This window comes from Pseudomonas sp. 10S4, from assembly GCF_034344865.1.
Classification (GTDB): Bacteria; Pseudomonadota; Gammaproteobacteria; order Pseudomonadales; family Pseudomonadaceae; genus Aquipseudomonas.
In genome coordinates this window covers 2,233,058-2,250,084 of the sequence record NZ_CP133774.1, presented here as the reverse complement: position 1 = coordinate 2,250,084, position 17,027 = coordinate 2,233,058, and the positions used below count along the sequence as shown (strand labels likewise).

Sequence of the window (17,027 nt, the reverse complement as noted above, 5' to 3'; positions counted from 1 at the left end):
CTGAAGACGAAGGAGTGTTGACTCATGCGCGAAAAACCAGCGACGGGCTCGTTGCCCTCTCCCGCCGCCTTCATCAACGCACAAAGTGCGATTACCGGTCTGCGCGGCCGGGATCTGCTGTCGACCCTGCGCAGTGTGGCTGCCCACGGTTTGCGCAACCCGGTGCACAGCGCCCGGCATGCCTTGAAACTGGGCGGTCAGTTGGGCCGTGTGCTGCTGGGGAAACCCTGCATCCGACCAACCCGCAGGACAGTCGCTTTGCCGACCCGGCGTGGAGCCTCAACCCGTTTTACCGGCGTAGTTTGCAGGCCTACCTGAGCTGGCAGAAACAGGTCAAAACCTGGATCGACGAGAGCAACATGAGCCCGGACGATCGCGCCCGCGCCCACTTTGCTTTTGCCCTGCTCAACGATGCCGTAGCGCCCTCCAATACCCTGCTCAATCCGCTGGCGATCAAGGAGATTTTCAACTCCGGCGGCAACAGCCTGGTGCGCGGAGTCAGTCACCTGATCGACGACTTCCTGCACAACGATGGCTTGCCCCGGCAAGTCACCAAGCAAGCCTTCGAGGTCGGTAAAACCGTCGCCACCACCACCGGTTCCGTGGTGTTTCGCAACGAGTTGCTGGAGCTGATCCAGTACAAGCCGATGAGCGAAAAACAGTATTCAAAACCGCTGCTGGTGGTGCCGCCGCAGATCAACAAGTACTACATTTTCGACCTGAGCCCGCACAACAGCTTCGTCCAGTTCGCCCTGAAGAACGGCCTGCAAACCTTCATGATCAGTTGGCGCAACCCGGATGTGCGTCACCGCGAGTGGGGGCTGTCGACCTACGTTGAGGCAGTGGAAGAAGCAATGAACGTCTGCCGGGCGATCACTGGCGCCCGCGAGGTTAACCTGATGGGCGCCTGCGCCGGCGGGCTGACGATTGCCGCGTTGCAAGGTCATCTTCAGGCCAAGCGACAACTGCGCCGAGTCTCCAGCGCAACCTATCTGGTGAGCTTGCTCGACAGCCAGATGGACAGCCCCGCCACCCTGTTCGCCGACGAACAGACCCTGGAAGCGGCCAAGCGTCGCTCCTATCAGAAGGGCGTGCTGGACGGTCGCGACATGGCCAAGGTCTTCGCCTGGATGCGCCCCAACGACTTGATCTGGAGCTACTTCGTCAACAACTACCTGCTGGGCAAGGAGCCGCCGGCGTTCGACATTCTCTACTGGAACAACGACAACACGCGCTTGCCCGCGGCGTTCCATGGAGACCTTCTGGACTTCTTCAAGCACAACCCACTGAGCCATCCGGGCGGTCTTGAGGTGTGTGGCACGCCAATCGACTTGCAGAAAGTCACGGTCGACAGTTTCAGCGTGGCCGGCATGAACGATCACATCACCCCGTGGGATGCGGTGTATCGCTCGACCCTGCTGCTGGGTGGCGAGCGACGCTTCGTGCTGTCCAACAGCGGCCATGTACAGAGCATCCTCAACCCGCCTTCCAACCCGAAAGCCAACTTTGTCGAAAGCCCGAAACTGAGCAGCGACCCGCGTGCCTGGTATTACGACGCCAAGCAAGTCAACGGCAGTTGGTGGACCCAATGGTTGAGCTGGATTCAGGAACGCTCCGGCGCGCAAAAGAAACCCACATGGCCCTCGGCAACCAGAACTATCCACCGATGGAAGCCGCACCCGGCACTTACGTCCGCGTGCGCTGACGCTCAACGAACCACGGCCGACGCAGGCCGTGGCATGACTCGACCATTAAGAAGACTGGATGAAAACCCGCGACCGGATCCTCGAATGTGCTTTGCAGTTGTTCAACCAAAAGGGCGAACCGAACGTTTCCACCATGGAAGTTGCCAACGAAATGGGGATCAGCCCCGGCAACCTCTACTACCACTTCCACGGCAAGGAACCGCTGATTCTCGGGTTGTTCGAACGCTTCCAGAATGAGCTGGCACCGCTGCTCGATCCACCGTCCGATGTGGAACTGGGCCCCGAAGATTATTGGCTGTTCCTGCACCTGATCGTTGAGCGTCTGGCGCATTACCGGTTTCTGTTCCAGGACCTGTCGAACCTGGCTGGGCGCCTGCCGAAACTGGCCAAGGGCATCCGCAATTTGCTCAATGCGTTGAAGCGCACACTGGCGTCATTGCTGGCGCGGTTGAAGGCTCAGGGGCAGTTGGTCAGCGACACCCAGGCGTTGGGGCAACTGGTGGAGCAGATCACCATGACGTTGCTGTTTTCGCTGGACTATCAGCGGATTCTGGATCGCGAGGGCGAGGTGAGGTTGGTGGTGTACCAGATCATGATGCTGGTGGCGCCGCATCTGCTTCCGCCGATCAAGGCTGCGACAGAACAGCTAGCACTCCAATACCTGGAAGAACACGACTAACCCCCTGTGGGAGCGGGCTTGCTCGCGAATGCGGTGAGTCATTCAACATTGAAGGTGGCTGACACGACGCTTTCGCGAGCAAGCCCGCTCCCACAGGGGATCTGCGGTGTTGATAGAACTGTGCATAAAAAAACGCCCGACCTTTGCAGGCCGGGCGTTTTCTTGAGCCCTGAAAATCAGGACTGACTGGTTGGCGTCGCTGGAGCTGGCGCGGCAGTCGGGGTAGCAGCCGGGGTCGGTGCGGCAACGGAGTTCGTTGTGCTGGCCGGGACTGCCGGTTTGGCGGCAGCCACTGCTGGTTTTGGTGCGGCGGCGGCTTTTGGAGCTGCCGGTTTTTTCACTGCGGGCTTCTTCGCTGCGGCAGGTTTTGCCGCTGGCTTGGCTGCAGGTTTCGCTGCTGCGGTTTTTGCTGCGGGCTTAGCCGCGGCAGGCTTCGCTGCTGGTTTAGCGGCGGCTTTGGCGGCGACCGGTTTGGCCGCTGGCTTGGCTGCTGCAGGTTTCGCTGCGGCAGTTTTGGCAGCAGGCTTCGCCGCTGGTTTGGCAGCCGGTTTAGCGGCAGCTTTAACCAGTGGCTTGGCAGCGCTTTTGGCAGCTGGTTTGGCCGCTGCGGTTTTCGCCGCAACAGGCGCAACCTTGGCACCTGTGAGCCGTTCGATTTGCTTGGTCAGGGTATCGACCTTGCTGTGCAGCGCCTTGACTTCGTTGCGGCTCGGAACACCAAGGCGCGAAATGGCGCTGTTCAGACGCTTGTCGAAAGCCCCTTCCAGCTCATCCCACTTGCCCAGTGCGCGATCTTTCACGCCGCTGATGCGCGACTTGGCCGACGAAGCAGTGTCCTTGGCGGCGTCGACTTTTTTGCCGACAGCGCTTTTGGTGAGCTTCTCGGCTTTCTCGCCGTCTTTAACCAATGTATCGAAGAGTTTGCTGCCGTCAGTGTCGATCTTCGAATACACGCCTAAACCAGCCAGCCAGATTTTGCGGGAGTAGTCTTCGACTTTCCCGATCCACGAGCTGCCTTCTTTTTCAGTATTCTTTTTACCAGCCATCCCGTTCTCCTTAAGATTTACGCGCGACACGTTCGAGCAATGCCGTCAGCTCATCGAGCTTAGCAGAGAGTGTCTCAACGTCATGTTTAGACGGAATGCCGATACGATTCAAGGCACTTGCGACACGCGAGTCAAAAGCCTTCTCGACCTTGTCGAGTTGAACCTCGACCTTGCCTTTGAAAGTGCTCACTTCACTCTTGGCTTCATCGATCTCGGCATTGGCCGCTTCGAGTTTTTCAGCAACGACCTTTTTGCCTTTCTTTTCAACAGTTTGACCAGCCTTGATCAACTCTTGAAAGTACTCGCTACCCTCGTGGCCAACCTTGGTGTAGGCACCCAGGCCTGCCAGCCAGATCTTGCGGGCATACGATCTGACGTCTTGCAGAGCGTTAGTCGATGCGTCGATTTTTTCTTCAAAATAACTTTGGCCATGGTGCACCTCACGCGCAGAAGGTTTGAGGAACTGCCCGCGAAAGTGTCGGGCTCATGCACAAAGTAGGGAGAAAAATTAGAAACGGCACCCTAACAACTGACATAAAACCTTGGAGACACCACAAACAAATAATGAAATGGCTCCCCCGCCGCCCCCTGTGATCACCCACTAAGCTTTCACAGGGGGCTCATCGGAGACCGTTGCCATGAACAAAGTAGCTGTTGTCGCCATCGATCTGGGAAAACACAGCTTTCATCTGCATGCACAAGATGATCGTGGTCATGAGCTTTACCGCAAAAAGTTTAATCGGGCGGCGCTCATCCAGCATCTGGCCAATCTCGAACCCTGCACCGTTGCGATGGAAGCTTGCGGCGGAGCCCACTTCATGGCGCAGGAAGTCTCAAGACTGGGGCATATACCCAAACTCATTGCTCCGCATCTCGTGCGTCCGTATGTGAAAAGCAACAAGAACGACTTCGCTGATGCCGAAGCGATCTGCGAGGCTGCAACTCGTCCAACAATGCGCTTTGTGCCGCCCAAGAATCAGGCTCAGCAGGCGCTGGCCATGCTCAACTCGACACGTGATTCGTTCATCAAAGAACGTACTGCTACCGTCAATCGGATTCACGCAGCCCTCCTGGAAGTCGGAATCAGCTTGGCCCCAGGCTTCAAGTCCATCAAAGATCTTCCAGCGCTGCTTGAAGCGCATCCACTTCCCGATTCCATCAAAAAACTACTGACCAGGCTGCGTGAGCACTTCAATTACTTGCACGAGCAGGTCAAGGCTTTGGATAAGGAAGTGGAGTGCCAAGCCGCTGAAGATGATCTGGCTGTTCGCTTGATGACGATGCCGTGTGTCGGCCCGATCACCTCCAGCGTCCTGGCTGCCGAGTTGGGCGATGGCAAACAGTTCAAGTGCGGCCGAGGCTATTCGGCCTCGATCGGGCTAGTGCCCAAACAACACTCCACGGGCGGAAAAACCGTACTTTTAGGCATCAGCAAGCGGGGTGACCGAAACCAGAGACGCCTGCTGATCCAGTGTGCCCGCGTCTATCTGATGCAGTTGGATCGACAGAAAGGAGCGCTGGCGGACTGGGTCCGACGGCTATGGGACAACCATCACTCCAATCATGTGGTCTGCGCACTGGCCAACAAACTGGCGAGAATCGCCTGGGCGATTGCAGCACACCACACCGAATTCGATGCGGGGCCAGGCGCGATGAACGCCTGACCCCGCTGTCACCCGAGCACCACCCACCTGGTTTGCGATGCTGGATAACAGATGACGTGAACGGCCAACCGGCCTGACGAAAACCCTGAGCTCCCACACGGCTGAAAGGCCGTCCAAGTAATTAGGATCGCCGGGCATCGATTCTCATCAAGGCGCGAATGGACCAACCTCCACTCAGACGCCGGATAGATGAAAGCAAGCCAAACACATCATCAAAAACAGTATTGCAGAAAAGGGGGAACCATAGATGTGGGAGCGAGCTTGCCCGCGATGAGGTCGTGCCAGTCGACATACATGTTGTCTGACACACCGCCATCGCGAGCAAGCTCGCTCCCACAGGGAATGCATTCGCAAATCGATTGCCGGTTAAGCCAACGCTTTATCGAGGGCCTTTTCAATTTCCGATTTGATGGTGCCGCTCATGGCCGACATCAACAGGCCCAGCTCGACATCGATCTTGATTGAATTTTCACCGACATACACCGCGCCTTTCACACCCGAACGCTTGAGGTTCAGGGTATCGCCGGACCACTGCGGCTCCAGGCCATATTGATCGGACAGTTTCTGCGCCAACAGGTCGGCCTTCTCGCGCGCAGCTTCCTTGCCCAGGCCGTGGGCACGTTCAACACTAATTCGGGCCATCGAATGACTCCTGCTTTATGGATACTTTCCTGAAGCATCTTGACCGTCTGTGCGGCAAAACGTCCCGGTGGTTGCCTATCTTACCTTCAGCCTTGCCAAGACAAAGCAGGCCACCGGGATTAGAATGTCCCGCATTCTCTTCTGGTGACAGCGATATGACTGATCAGCGCAAAGGCAGCGATGCCGAACCCACCACTCACTTCGGTTTCAAAAACGTTCCGGAAAGCCAAAAAGCGGAAAAAGTCGCTGAGGTTTTCCACTCGGTAGCCGCCAAGTACGACCTGATGAACGACCTCCTGTCGGGCGGCATGCACCGTCTGTGGAAGCGTTTTGCGATCGAACTGTCGGGCGTTCGCACCGGTAATCGTGTGCTGGACATCGCCGGAGGCACTGGCGACCTGACCAAGAAGTTCTCGCACCTCGTTGGCCCGACCGGCCAGGTGGTGTTGGCCGACATCAACGAATCCATGCTCAAGGTCGGTCGTGACCGCCTGCTGGACCTCGGTGTGGCTGGCAACGTCGAATTCGTCCAGGCCGACGCTGAAAAGCTGCCGTTCCCCGACAACCATTTCGACTGCGTGACCATCGCCTTCGGCCTGCGCAACGTCACTCATAAAGAAGACGCCCTGCGCTCGATGCTGCGCGTGCTCAAGCCTGGCGGTCGCCTGCTGGTGCTGGAGTTCTCCAAGCCGACCAATGCGCTGATGTCCAAAGCCTACGACGCCTACTCGTTCGCCTTCATGCCGCTGATGGGCAAGCTGATCACCAACGACTCGGAAAGCTATCGCTACCTGGCCGAATCGATTCGCATGCACCCGAATCAGGAAACACTGAAGTCGATGATGGTCGAGGCCGGTTTCGACCGCGTGACCTACCACAACATGACCGCAGGCATCGTCGCCCTGCACCGCGGCATCAAGCCCTGATGCTGCTGGCCGGCCTGCTCGCCAGCGTTGAACTCGGCCTGAACCGGGTGCTGCGCCTCGACAGCACCGCGTTGCCGCGGCTGGCGCATTTGACCGGCAAAGTGATTGCCGTCGATTGCCGCAGCCCGGCGCTGCAACTGTTCATACTGCCCAGCGATGAAGGCCTGATGCTCGCCTCCCAGTGGGAAACCGGCGCCGACTGCACCTTGCGTGCACCGGCCTCAAGCCTGTTGAAACTGGCGACGAGCAAGGACAAGACGTCGATCTTGCACAGCCCGCAAGTCGAGCTTGATGGCGACAGCGGCGTACTGCTGGAACTGGCAGCCGTCCTGCAAGACCTTGAGCTGGACTGGGAGTATGAACTCTCGCGCTGGCTCGGCCCGGTCGCCACGCAACTGCTCGGCGGTCACCTGCGCAGCCGCGCACGCTTTTATCAGCAAGGGTTCGCCAGCCTGAACCAGAACCTGGGCGAATACCTGGCCGAAGAATCGCGCGCCCTCGTCGGGCAGCGCGAAGCCGAAGCCCGTTTCAGTGAACTGGACCAGATCAAACTCGATCTGGAACGTCTCGAGGCGCGTTTCGAGCGCCTTTCCCGATCCCTCGACCCAAGCGATAACGCATGAAGCTGCTTGCCGTCCGCCGTTTGTTGCGCATCCAGCGCGTCGTGATCCGCTACCGCCTCGATGACCTGCTGTTCGCCCTGCCGCTGCCCTGGTTTTTGCTGGCGCTGCGTTATGCCTTGCCGTGGCGCTGGTTCCCGCGCAAGACGCTGGACCTGACCCGTGGCGCGCGATTGCGCCTGGCGCTGCAGGACCTGGGGCCGATTTTCATCAAGTTCGGGCAGATCCTGTCCACCCGCCGCGACCTGTTGCCGGAAGACATCGCCGATGAGCTGATGAAGTTGCAGGACCGGGTGCCGCCGTTCGACTCGCAAGTGTCGATCAAGCTGATCGAAGAGCAGCTCGGCAAAAAAATCAGCGAAGTTTTCAGCCGTTTCGACGTCGAACCGCTGGCCTCGGCCTCGGTGGCGCAGGTGCATGCCGCGCAGCTGAAAACCGGTGAAGAAGTGGTCGTCAAAGTCATCCGCCCGGGCCTCAAACCGATCATCAAGCAAGACCTGGCGTGGCTGTTCATCCTCGCCCGCGCCGCCGAAAGACTCTCGGCCGACGCGCGCCTGTTGCACCCGGTGGACGTGGTCCAGGACTACGAAAAAACCATCTACGACGAACTCGACCTGCTGCGCGAGGCGGCCAACGCCAGCCAGTTGAAGCGCAACTTCGAAGGCTCGCCGCTGCTGTACGTACCGCAAGTCTATTGGGACTGGTGCCGGCCGAAAGTGCTGGTGATGGAGCGCATCTACGGGATCCAGGTCACCGACCTGACGACCCTGGCCGACCAGCGCACCGACATGAAGATGCTCGCCGAACGTGGCGTGGAGATCTTCTTCACCCAAGTGTTCCGCGACAGTTTCTTCCACGCCGACATGCACCCGGGCAACATCTTCGTCAGCACCGTCAACCCGTGGAGCCCGCAGTATATTGCGATCGACTGCGGCATCGTCGGCAGCCTGACCCCGGAAGACCAGGATTACCTGGCGCGCAACCTGTTCGCGTTCTTCAAACGTGATTACCGGCGTGTGGCGCAGTTGCACATCGATTCGGGCTGGGTGCCGGCGGAAACCAAACTCAACGAGTTCGAAGCGGCGATCCGTACGGTTTGCGAACCGATTTTCGAAAAACCGTTAAAAGATATTTCCTTCGGTCAGGTGCTGATGCGCCTGTTCCAGACCGCTCGGCGCTTCAACATGGAAGTGCAGCCGCAACTCGTTTTGCTGCAAAAAACCCTGTTGAACATCGAAGGCCTGGGCCGTCAGTTGTACCCGGACCTCGATCTGTGGAACACAGCCCAGCCGTTCCTCGAACGCTGGATGCGTGAACGCGTCAGCCCCAAAGCCTTGATCGGCAACGTACAGAGCCAGTTCGAACAGTTGCCGCACCTGGCCAACATGGCCCGCGACCTGCTCGAACGCATGTCCCAGCCCCACGCCTACGACCCGCCACCACCGTGGCACCGGCGCAAGGACGACTGGCTGCTGCGACTGCTCGGTTGTGCACATCTGGCCGGCGGGACGATACTCGCTGCGGGTGGGCCACTGAACGAACTGGGGCATTGGCCGGCCGGCATCATGGTGGCCGTCGGCTTGTATCTGGTCGTTCGCCGATAGCCAGAGCCTTCGCACGCTGGCACACTGTTTCAACGCCTGCCCGACTAATGAAGTGTCGGGCCCGCTGTCGGAGTCGAAGATGAAAAACTGGCTGGACGAGATCAAGTGGGACGCCGATGGCCTGGTGCCAGCGATTGCCCAGGATCACAAGACCGGGCGCGTCCTGATGATGGCCTGGATGAACCGCGAAGCGCTGGAACTGAGCGCTGCCGAGAACCGTGCCATTTACTGGTCACGTTCCCGTGGCAAGTTGTGGCGCAAAGGTGAAGAGTCCGGCCACGTGCAAACCCTGCATGAGATGCGCCTGGACTGTGACGCCGATGTGATCATCCTGATGGTCGAGCAAATCGGCGACATCGCCTGTCATACCGGCCGCCAGAGCTGCTTCTACCGCGTCTTCGAGAACGGCGACTGGAAAACCGTCGACCCGGTACTCAAAGACCCGCACGCCATCTATTCTGCAGGACACACCCATGAGTGACACTTTGACCCGTCTGGCCGAGGTGCTGGAAGAGCGCAAAGGCGCCGCCGCCGACAGCTCGTATGTCGCCAGCCTGTACCACAAGGGCTTGAACAAGATTCTGGAAAAAGTCGGCGAAGAGTCGGTCGAAACCATCATTGCCGCCAAGGACGCCGCCATCAGCGGTGACTGCAGCGATGTGATCTACGAAACCGCCGATTTGTGGTTCCACAGTATGGTCATGCTCGCCCAATTGGGGCAGCATCCCCAGGCTGTACTCGATGAACTGGACCGTCGCTTCGGTCTGTCCGGACACGCCGAGAAAGCCTCGCGCCCGTCCGCCTGAACAATTATTAGAGAGGAGCAGCAACATGGGCATTTTTGACTGGAAACACTGGATCGTCATCCTGGTTGTCGTGGTGCTGGTGTTCGGCACCAAGAAACTGAAAAACCTCGGCACTGACGTCGGCGAGTCGATCAAGGGCTTTCGCAAAGCCATGAACGATGAAGAGAAGCCAGTTGACCCGACGGTGACCCCGGCCCAACCGGTGCCACCTGCTCAACCAACGACGACCTCGCCACTGAACCAGCCGCACACCATTGACGTGCAGGCGCAGAAAGTCGAAGAGCCGATCCGCAAAGACGTGTGAGCACTGACTAATGTTTGGTATCAGCTTCTCTGAACTGCTGCTCGTCGGCCTCGTTGCCCTGCTGGTACTGGGCCCCGAGCGTTTGCCGGGTGCTGCGCGCACCGCCGGCCTGTGGATCGGGCGGCTGAAGCGCAGCTTCAACGCGATCAAACAGGAAGTTGAACGTGAAATCGGTGCCGACGAGATTCGTCGGCAACTGCACAACGAGCACATTCTGTCCCTGGAACAGGAGGCGCGGAAGATCTTCACGCCGACCCAGCAGGAGGCGACGCCGGTGCAACCGGTTGAGCCGGTGGCGGAGCAGACGATTCATGCTCCGGTAGTTGCAGAACCTGCCGTTGTTGTCCCGTCTGCAGAACACGCGCCTACCGTGGCTGCCGTCGAGCCTGCGCCTGTCGTTGTCGCACCGACACCAATTGAACATGTTGCTCCTGCCGCCGCGCCGACAACGCCGGCTCCTCACGACCCAACATTGCCGCCGCGAGCCCCATGAGCGAACTTCCTGAAAACGACCAGCACATGCCGCTGGTTTCGCACCTCACCGAGTTGCGTACCCGCCTGCTGCGTTGTGTAGCGGCGATTTTCATCATCTTCGCCGGGTTGTTCGCGTTTACCCAGCAGATCTACACCTTCGTCTCGACTCCCCTGCGGGCGTACCTGCCCGTCGGCGCAACGATGATCGCTACCGACGTGTCTTCGCCGTTCCTGACGCCGTTGAAACTGACGATGATGGTGTCGCTGTTTCTGGCGATCCCGGTGATCCTGCATCAGATCTGGGGCTTTATCGCACCGGGCCTTTATAAGCACGAGAAACGCATCGCCGTGCCGTTGCTGGTCTCCAGCATCCTGCTGTTCTATACCGGCATGGCGTTCGCCTACTACCTGGTCTTCCCGCTGATCTTCAAGTTCTTCGCCTCTGCCACCCCGGCCGGCGTGGAAATGATGACCGACATCACCAGCTACCTCGATTTCGTCATGACGCTGTTCTTCGCCTTCGGCGTAGCGTTCGAGATCCCGGTGGCCGTGGTACTGCTGGTGTGGATCGGCGTCGTCGACGTCAAATACCTGAAGAAAATCCGCCCGTACGTGGTCATCGGCTGCTTCGTGGTCGGCATGATCCTGACCCCACCGGACATTTTCTCGCAGACGCTGTTGGCCGTACCGATGTGGTTGCTGTTTGAAATCGGCATCCTGTTCGGCAGCCTGGTCAGCAAACGCGGTGAACACCCGGACGATCAACCGGCTGACGATCACAACGACCAGCCGCCAGCGACCCAGCCGTGAACCTGCTGCTCCTCGAAGAGGCCGACTTTATTGCGGCCGACCGGGTGATCCTGCGTGATCGCCGGTTAACGCACATGCAGGAAGTCCATCGCTGTGAGGTGGGTGACAGCATGCGTGTCGGGCGGATCGGCGGTTTAATGGGTTCGGCCGAAGTGCTGCGCCTGGATGCTGATGAAGCCGAATTGCGCGTCGTTCTCGATCAACAGCCACCGACCAAGCTGCCGTTGACCCTGGTGTTGGCCCTGCCACGCCCGAAAATGCTTCGCAGGGTGTTTCAGACCGTGGCCGCCATGGGTGTGCCGCGCATCGTGCTGGTGAACAGCTACCGCGTCGAGAAGAGCTTCTGGCAAACCCCGTTTCTGGAGCCTGAAGCGATTCGCGAGCAGTTGATTCTCGGCCTCGAACAAGCCCGGGACAGTGTGTTGCCGGAGATCGTCATCGAGAAGCGCTTCAAGCCATTCGTCGAAGACCGTCTGCCCGCCATCACTGAAGGCACCCTCGGCCTGGTCGGCCACCCCGGCAACTACCCGCCCTGCCCTCGTGGCCTGGACGAACCGGTAACCCTGGCCATCGGCCCCGAAGGCGGCTGGATCCCTTACGAAATCGAGTTGTTGGGCAAATCCGGCTTGCGACCAGTGCAACTGGGCGATCGTATTCTGCGGGTTGAAACGGCCGTTACTGCGCTGCTGGCCCGGCTCTTCTGATCACAAACACGGTCCATTGTGCCAAGGGGCTTGCCCCTTCGGCTGCGAAGCAGTCGTAAACCAGACGGATACGGTTCAGCAGGAAAAGAGCGGTGGCCGCTTCGCGCCCAAACGGGGGCAAGCCCCTCGCCACAAGTCATTTGCCCGTCTGAATACTGCATCCCGTCTACAGATTCTCTCCCATCAGCCGATACAGCCCTCATAAAACCAATTTGTGGTCCGAGGGGAGTAGCAGCATGTACCGTTGGCTAGCCGAGAAACTGGGAAACGTAAGCGTTAATCGCAAACTGGGTGTCGGCTTCGGTCTCGTCCTGCTCCTGACCCTTTTGATCACCTTTACCGGCTGGACCGGCCTGACAGGTGTGATGAGCCGCGGCGATAAGCTGGGGTTCATTTCCAGTCTCAATGAGCTGACCAAGGACCTGCGCCTGGCGCGCCTGGACTACGAAATGCGCCGAGGCGAACAAGGCCCGGGCGCGGTCAACGACCTGGTGGGCCAACTCGACGCTGGCCTGCAAACCGCGCGCAAGCTGATCGAGCAACCCGCCGACGTTGCGATGATCGACCAGCAACTGGCCGCCGTCAGCCAGTACAAGCAAGCCTTTATCGCCATGACCCAGGCCGGTGCCAATCGCGAAGATGCTCGCAGCAAGCTTGGCGCTACCGCCGACAACGCCGTGGCCAAGGTCGCTGAAGTCGAGAAAGCGCTGCTGCAAGGCGACAGCGTCGCCCAGTTCAACAGCGTGATCGACCTGAGCAAACTGATCCAGCAAGCGCGCTTCCAGGTGCGCGGCTACACCTATAGCGCCAAGACCGAAGCTGAGCAGCCGGCGCTGGACGCCATCGACGCCGCCCTGAAAAACCTCGAGACCCTGCCGGCCAATCTGCCGGAACAGCACGCCGCCAACCTGCAACAGGCCACCGACTCGCTCAAGGCCTATCGCGCTGCCGTCAGCCAATTCCGTGACTCTCAAGTGGCCAGTGCCGCCGCGCTCAAACGCATGAGCGAGCAAGGCGATATCCTGCTCGACCTCAGCAAAAAACTGACCACATCGCAAACCATCGTGCGGGACACCGACGCCGCCAGCGCAAAAAACCTGCTGCTGATGGCCACCGTCCTCGCACTGGCTTTCGGCCTGCTCGCGGCGTGGGCGATCACTCGCCAGATCGTCATTCCGCTGAGCCAGACCCTCAAAGTCGCCGAGCGCGTCGCGGCTGGCGATCTGACTCACAACCTCATCTCCGAACGTCAGGACGAACTGGGCCAGCTCCAGCGCGCCATGCAGAGCATGACCCTGGGCCTGCGTGAGTTGATCGGCGGTATCAGCAACGGCGTGACGCAAATCGCCAGCGCTGCGGAAGAACTGTCCGCCGTCACCGAGCAAACCAGCGCCGGGGTCAACAGTCAGAAAGTGGAAACCGATCAGGTCGCCACGGCCATGCACGAGATGACCGCCACCGTGCAGGAAGTCGCGCGTAACGCCGAGGAAGCCTCTGAAGCCGCCGTCGCCGCCGATCAGCAGGCCCGCGAAGGTGACAAAGTGGTCGGTGAAGCCATCGCCCAAATCGAGCGGCTGGCTATCGAAGTCGGCAACTCCACCGTCGCCATGAGCGATCTGAAGCGCGAAAGCGACAAGATCGGCAGCGTGCTCGACGTGATCAAGTCCGTAGCGCAACAGACCAACTTGCTGGCGCTCAACGCCGCCATCGAAGCCGCCCGTGCCGGTGAGGCCGGACGTGGTTTCGCGGTGGTCGCCGACGAAGTCCGCAGCCTGGCCCAGCGCACCCAGAAGTCCACTGAAGAAATCGAAGAACTGATCGTCGGCCTGCAAACCGGTACCCAGCAGGTGGCGACCATCATGGACAACAGCCGCAGCCTGACCGACAGCAGCGTCGAACTGACCCGCCGGGCCGGTGGCTCGTTGGCAAGCATCACTCGCACGGTGTCAGCGATCCAGTCGATGAACCAGCAGATTGCCGCTGCCGCCGAGCAACAAAGCGCCGTGGCCGAAGAGATCAACCGTAGCGTGCTGAACGTGCGCGATGTGTCTGAGCAGACCTCGGCAGCGAGTGAAGAGACCGCGGCCTCCAGCGTTGAGCTGGCGCGGCTGGGGACGCATCTACAGATGTTGGTTGGGCGGTTTAAGGTTTAAACCGAGGTGAAGCCATTCGCGAGCAAGCCCGCTCCCACATTAGATTTTCGCTGAACACATTTTTTGTGCTCGACCGAGATCCACTGTGGGAGCGGGCGTGCTCGCGAAAGCGATCTGACAGTCGACGCGATTAAAGCACCTGCCGCAAGAAAGCCTGGGCTCGCGGATCCTTCGGCGCATCAAAGAACTCGGCCGGCGAGGCGTCTTCCAGCAATTTGCCGTGATCGAAGAACAGCACCCGATCCGCCACTTCCCGGGCGAAGCCCATTTCGTGGGTCACGCAAACCATGGTCATGCCTTCCACGGCCAGGGTTTTCATCACGTCCAGTACCTCGCCGACCATTTCCGGGTCGAGCGCCGAGGTCGGTTCATCGAACAGCATGACCTTAGGTTCCATCGCCAGCGCCGCGGGCAACGCCGACGCGCTGTTGCTGGCCGCCGGAAAGCTGACGGAAACTCGTTGGCCTTTTGGGCGATGCCGACTTTCTCCAGCAACGCCAGGGCCTTGGCCTCGCGCTCTTTCTTGCCGCGCTTGCGCACGACTTTCTGGGCCAGGCACAGGTTCTCCAGCACGGTCATGTGCGGGAACAGGTTGAAGCGCTGGAACACCATGCCGACTTCCCGACGATAGGCATTCACGTCGGTTTTCGGGTCGGCCAGTTGCAGGCCGTCGATGCTCACCGAGCCCGAATCGAATGCTTCCAGGCCATTGAGGCAACGCAGGAAGGTCGATTTGCCGGAGCCGGACGGGCCGATCACCACCAGCACTTCGCCCTTCGCCACTTGCGTGGACACGTTATCCACCGCGCGCACAACCTGGCCGCGAGTGTCGAAGACTTTTACCAGGTCGCGGACTTCAATCACTTTGCGCGAGCCTCCGCTCAAGCCGGCTGGCGATTTTCGACAGCGGCAGGTTGATCAACAGGTACAGCCCGGCCACGCAGAACAGGATTTCGAACGGCGAGAACGAGGTGGTTATGACTTCACGACCGCTTTTCAGCAGTTCGGTAATGGCGATCACCGACACCAGCGAGGTGTCTTTCACCAGGCTGATGAACTGCCCGGCCAGCGGCGGCAGTACGCGTTTCAGTGCTTGTGGCAGCACCACATGACGCATCGACTGACCAGCACTCAAACCGAGGGAGCGCGCTGCTTCATTCTGACCACGGGCGATCGACTGCACGCCGGAGCGGATGATCTCGGCCACGTAGGCGCCGGTGAACAACGACCGCGGCGATCCCGGCGAACTCTCGGGACAGGTTCATCACGGTGCCGATGAAGAAGTAGAAAATGAAGATCTGCACCAACAGCGGCGTACCGCGCACCAGTTCGACATAAATGGTCGAGAGATCACGCAGGGTCGGGTTGTTCGACAGACGACACAGGCCAGTAGCCAGACCGATCAACAGCCCGAGCACGCCCGACACCACGGACAGCCACAACGTGGTCCATAGCCCCCAGAGCAGTGGTCCGGCGGCCCAATGCCGGGTGACACCGATCACGTCGCCTTCAGCCACGTCATCGCCCTGGGCTACTTGCAGGCTGTTTGCGTCGACGCTCAGGTGTTGCTCATCGCCCGCTTCATTGCGCAGGGTGACTTCAGCCTTGTCGCCCTGGCGCGCCAGTTCGCTGACCGTGGAGATGTCGGCGGCGCGCTGGGACTCTTCGGCGTGGTAGGCGAAGTACTGCGGCACGCGGTTCCAGCGCCATTCGTAGGACATCAGCGAGGTGGCGTAATACAACGCGCCGGCCAGGCCGATGAGCAACAGCACGGTTAGAACGTGCCATGGCCATTGGGATTTTTTATGTTTCATTGCGTCTTATGGTTCCGAATTCTGTGTCGCGATGGGAGCGGCGCGGTGTTACTGACACACCGCTGCTGAAGCCCTTATTCCATGTCCTTGAGCCAAGCAGAGTCTTTGAACCACTTGTCATGGATGCGATCGTAGGTGCCGTCTTCGTGAATCTGGTGCAGGAAGTTGTTGATGAAGTTGAGGCTGTCGTAGTCGCCCTTCTTCAGGCCGAAGGCCAGCGGCTCGTAAGTGAACGGCTTGTCGAGGAACACCAGTTTGCCGGCACCGACCTTGTTCACCGCCACAACGTTGTACGGCGCGTCGTAGATGAAGGCGTCGGCCTTGCCGTTGACCACGTCGAGCACGGCTTCCTGCTCGTTGTCGTAGCCGTGGTACTTGGCCTTGGAGATCAGCTTCCTGGCAACCATCTCGCCGGTGGTACCGAGCTTGGAGGTGATGCGGTAGTCGTCGGTGTTCAGGTCTTTATAGGACTTGATGGTGCCTTCCAGGTCCTTGCGGATCAGCAAGGTCTGGCCGACCACGATGAACGGTTCGCTGAAGTTCAGGCGCAGGTTGCGCTCCTGGGTCAGGGTCATGCCGCTGCCGATCATGTCGAACTTGTCGGTCATCGACGGTGCGCGGGATGATGCCGTCGTAGCCGGTGGACACCAGCTCCAGCTTGACGCCCATGGCCTTGGACATAGCTTTGAGGATGTCGACTTCGAACCCGATGATCTCGCCGCGCTTGTTGGTCATTTCGAATGGCATGTAGGTCGGGTCCATGCCGACTTTCAGCGTGCCACGCTTGACCGCGTCATCGATGGCGCCGGCCTGCGCCGCGTTGACTGCAACCAATGCCGTGACGCCGACCAGCAGCATCGACAGATACTTCTTCATCATCAAGCCCCCAAAACCATTGCGTTGTGAGGCGCACAATCGACGATTTTCCTTTGAAAACCGATAGATACGAACAGAAAGCTGCCCGGGCGCACCAATTCGGGGACGGATGCTAACGCACTCGTTCGTTTGCACAAGGGTTTACGGAGGATTTGTTGGCTTGTTGTAGGGCAGAAAAGCAAAAGATCGCAGCTTCGGC

At 59.6% G+C, this 17,027-nt stretch carries 14 protein-coding genes and 6 pseudogenes; 14 read left to right on the top strand and 6 right to left on the bottom strand.

Features of this window, described 5'->3' with window-relative positions; genetic code table 11:
- Nucleotides 1–24 precede the first annotated feature (24 nt).
- Nucleotides 25–1,705, top strand: a pseudogene (gene phaC, locus RHM58_RS10485) (class II poly(R)-hydroxyalkanoic acid synthase).
- A gap of 59 nt (nucleotides 1,706–1,764) precedes the next feature.
- A complete protein-coding gene (locus RHM58_RS10480; RefSeq protein WP_123511112.1) occupies nucleotides 1,765–2,385 on the top strand; it encodes a TetR/AcrR family transcriptional regulator in 621 nt (206 codons plus the stop codon).
- Nucleotides 2,386–2,561: 176 nt separating this feature from the next.
- On the opposite strand, the gene RHM58_RS10470 is transcribed toward RHM58_RS10480, so the two are convergent.
- Together RHM58_RS10470 and RHM58_RS10465 are read right to left on the bottom strand one after the other, a co-directional pair.
- Complete coding sequence (locus tag RHM58_RS10470; protein ID WP_322270296.1) at nucleotides 2,562–3,431, bottom strand: phasin family protein; 870 nt, start codon at nucleotides 3,429–3,431, stop codon at nucleotides 2,562–2,564.
- Nucleotides 3,432–3,441: 10 nt separating this feature from the next.
- Nucleotides 3,442–3,863 (bottom strand): annotated as a pseudogene (locus RHM58_RS10465) (phasin family protein).
- A gap of 206 nt (nucleotides 3,864–4,069) precedes the next feature.
- Here RHM58_RS10465 and RHM58_RS10460 point away from each other — a divergent pair.
- Nucleotides 4,070–5,095, top strand: coding sequence for an IS110 family transposase (locus tag RHM58_RS10460; RefSeq protein WP_322270295.1), 1,026 nt, complete (start codon nucleotides 4,070–4,072; stop codon nucleotides 5,093–5,095).
- 366 nt (nucleotides 5,096–5,461) lie between these two features.
- Here the strand turns inward: RHM58_RS10460 and RHM58_RS10455 are convergent, their stop codons facing one another.
- Complete coding sequence (locus RHM58_RS10455) at nucleotides 5,462–5,737, bottom strand: polyhydroxyalkanoic acid system family protein (RefSeq protein ID WP_201199914.1); 276 nt, start codon at nucleotides 5,735–5,737, stop codon at nucleotides 5,462–5,464.
- Between the two features lie 155 nt (nucleotides 5,738–5,892).
- Between RHM58_RS10455 and ubiE the strand changes: the two genes are divergently transcribed.
- The 11 genes and pseudogenes from ubiE (at nucleotide 5,893) to RHM58_RS33980 (ending at nucleotide 14,138) form a co-directional block, all read left to right on the top strand.
- Nucleotides 5,893–6,663 carry a bifunctional demethylmenaquinone methyltransferase/2-methoxy-6-polyprenyl-1,4-benzoquinol methylase UbiE gene (gene ubiE / locus RHM58_RS10450; protein WP_007948968.1) on the top strand — a complete coding sequence of 257 codons (771 nt, stop codon included), beginning with the start codon at nucleotides 5,893–5,895 and terminating at the stop codon, nucleotides 6,661–6,663.
- Entirely contained in the window at nucleotides 6,663–7,286 is a 624-nt protein-coding gene (locus tag RHM58_RS10445; RefSeq protein ID WP_322270293.1) for a ubiquinone biosynthesis accessory factor UbiJ, read from the top strand. The genes ubiE and RHM58_RS10445 overlap by 1 nt, the downstream gene beginning before the upstream one ends.
- Nucleotides 7,283–8,887 (top strand): ubiquinone biosynthesis regulatory protein kinase UbiB, encoded by a 1,605-nt coding sequence (gene ubiB / locus RHM58_RS10440; RefSeq protein ID WP_201199910.1) that lies wholly within the window; start codon nucleotides 7,283–7,285, stop codon nucleotides 8,885–8,887. The genes RHM58_RS10445 and ubiB overlap by 4 nt, the downstream gene beginning before the upstream one ends.
- A gap of 79 nt (nucleotides 8,888–8,966) precedes the next feature.
- A complete protein-coding gene (gene hisI / locus RHM58_RS10435; RefSeq protein WP_054054645.1) occupies nucleotides 8,967–9,368 on the top strand; it encodes a phosphoribosyl-AMP cyclohydrolase in 402 nt (133 codons plus the stop codon).
- The gene (locus tag RHM58_RS10430; protein WP_008047820.1) at nucleotides 9,361–9,693 is read left to right on the top strand and encodes a phosphoribosyl-ATP diphosphatase; all 333 of its coding nucleotides are present in this window, start codon (nucleotides 9,361–9,363) and stop codon (nucleotides 9,691–9,693) included. Before hisI ends, RHM58_RS10430 begins: the two co-directional genes overlap by 8 nt.
- 25 nt (nucleotides 9,694–9,718) lie before the next feature.
- Nucleotides 9,719–9,997, top strand: a complete 279-nt coding sequence (locus RHM58_RS10425) for a twin-arginine translocase TatA/TatE family subunit (RefSeq protein ID WP_123402561.1) — start codon at nucleotides 9,719–9,721, stop codon at nucleotides 9,995–9,997.
- A 10-nt stretch (nucleotides 9,998–10,007) separates the two neighbouring features.
- Complete coding sequence (gene tatB / locus RHM58_RS10420; protein WP_201199904.1) at nucleotides 10,008–10,490, top strand: Sec-independent protein translocase protein TatB; 483 nt, start codon at nucleotides 10,008–10,010, stop codon at nucleotides 10,488–10,490.
- On the top strand, nucleotides 10,487–11,281 hold the full coding sequence (gene tatC / locus RHM58_RS10415; protein WP_207200292.1) for a twin-arginine translocase subunit TatC: 795 nt from the start codon (nucleotides 10,487–10,489) through the stop codon (nucleotides 11,279–11,281). Before tatB ends, tatC begins: the two co-directional genes overlap by 4 nt.
- Nucleotides 11,278–11,985: a 16S rRNA (uracil(1498)-N(3))-methyltransferase gene (locus RHM58_RS10410; protein ID WP_322270292.1), complete on the top strand. Its 708-nt coding sequence runs from the start codon at nucleotides 11,278–11,280 to the stop codon at nucleotides 11,983–11,985. The genes tatC and RHM58_RS10410 overlap by 4 nt, the downstream gene beginning before the upstream one ends.
- Nucleotides 11,986–12,221: 236 nt before the next feature.
- Nucleotides 12,222–13,280 (top strand): annotated as a pseudogene (locus tag RHM58_RS33985) (methyl-accepting chemotaxis protein); the annotation flags it as partial.
- Nucleotides 13,266–14,138 carry a methyl-accepting chemotaxis protein gene (locus RHM58_RS33980; protein WP_416195325.1) on the top strand — a complete coding sequence of 291 codons (873 nt, stop codon included), beginning with the start codon at nucleotides 13,266–13,268 and terminating at the stop codon, nucleotides 14,136–14,138. The pseudogene RHM58_RS33985 and the gene RHM58_RS33980, both read left to right, overlap by 15 nt.
- 130 nt (nucleotides 14,139–14,268) lie before the next feature.
- Here RHM58_RS33980 and RHM58_RS10400 read toward each other — a convergent pair.
- From RHM58_RS10400 to RHM58_RS10390, 3 pseudogenes are all read right to left on the bottom strand, one after another.
- Nucleotides 14,269–15,002 (bottom strand): annotated as a pseudogene (locus RHM58_RS10400) (amino acid ABC transporter ATP-binding protein).
- Nucleotides 14,995–15,952: pseudogene (locus tag RHM58_RS10395) on the bottom strand (amino acid ABC transporter permease). The pseudogenes RHM58_RS10400 and RHM58_RS10395 overlap by 8 nt, the downstream one beginning before the upstream one ends.
- Before the next feature lie 74 nt (nucleotides 15,953–16,026).
- Nucleotides 16,027–16,828, bottom strand: a pseudogene (locus tag RHM58_RS10390) (transporter substrate-binding domain-containing protein).
- Nucleotides 16,829–17,027 lie beyond the last annotated feature (199 nt).

Bases quoted from the DNA above. Each gene is read 5' to 3' on its own strand.
- RHM58_RS10480 (WP_123511112.1), top strand. From the start codon at position 1,765: ATGAAAACCCGCGACCGGATCCTCGAATGTGCTTTGCAGTTGTTCAAC.
- RHM58_RS10470 (WP_322270296.1), bottom strand. From the start codon at position 3,431: ATGGCTGGTAAAAAGAATACTGAAAAAGAAGGCAGCTCGTGGATCGGG.
- RHM58_RS10460 (WP_322270295.1), top strand. From the start codon at position 4,070: ATGAACAAAGTAGCTGTTGTCGCCATCGATCTGGGAAAACACAGCTTT.
- RHM58_RS10455 (WP_201199914.1), bottom strand. From the start codon at position 5,737: ATGGCCCGAATTAGTGTTGAACGTGCCCACGGCCTGGGCAAGGAAGCT.
- ubiE (WP_007948968.1), top strand. From the start codon at position 5,893: ATGACTGATCAGCGCAAAGGCAGCGATGCCGAACCCACCACTCACTTC.
- RHM58_RS10445 (WP_322270293.1), top strand. From the start codon at position 6,663: ATGCTGCTGGCCGGCCTGCTCGCCAGCGTTGAACTCGGCCTGAACCGG.
- ubiB (WP_201199910.1), top strand. From the start codon at position 7,283: ATGAAGCTGCTTGCCGTCCGCCGTTTGTTGCGCATCCAGCGCGTCGTG.
- hisI (WP_054054645.1), top strand. From the start codon at position 8,967: ATGAAAAACTGGCTGGACGAGATCAAGTGGGACGCCGATGGCCTGGTG.
- RHM58_RS10430 (WP_008047820.1), top strand. From the start codon at position 9,361: ATGAGTGACACTTTGACCCGTCTGGCCGAGGTGCTGGAAGAGCGCAAA.
- RHM58_RS10425 (WP_123402561.1), top strand. From the start codon at position 9,719: ATGGGCATTTTTGACTGGAAACACTGGATCGTCATCCTGGTTGTCGTG.
- tatB (WP_201199904.1), top strand. From the start codon at position 10,008: ATGTTTGGTATCAGCTTCTCTGAACTGCTGCTCGTCGGCCTCGTTGCC.
- tatC (WP_207200292.1), top strand. From the start codon at position 10,487: ATGAGCGAACTTCCTGAAAACGACCAGCACATGCCGCTGGTTTCGCAC.
- RHM58_RS33980 (WP_416195325.1), top strand. From the start codon at position 13,266: ATGCAGAGCATGACCCTGGGCCTGCGTGAGTTGATCGGCGGTATCAGC.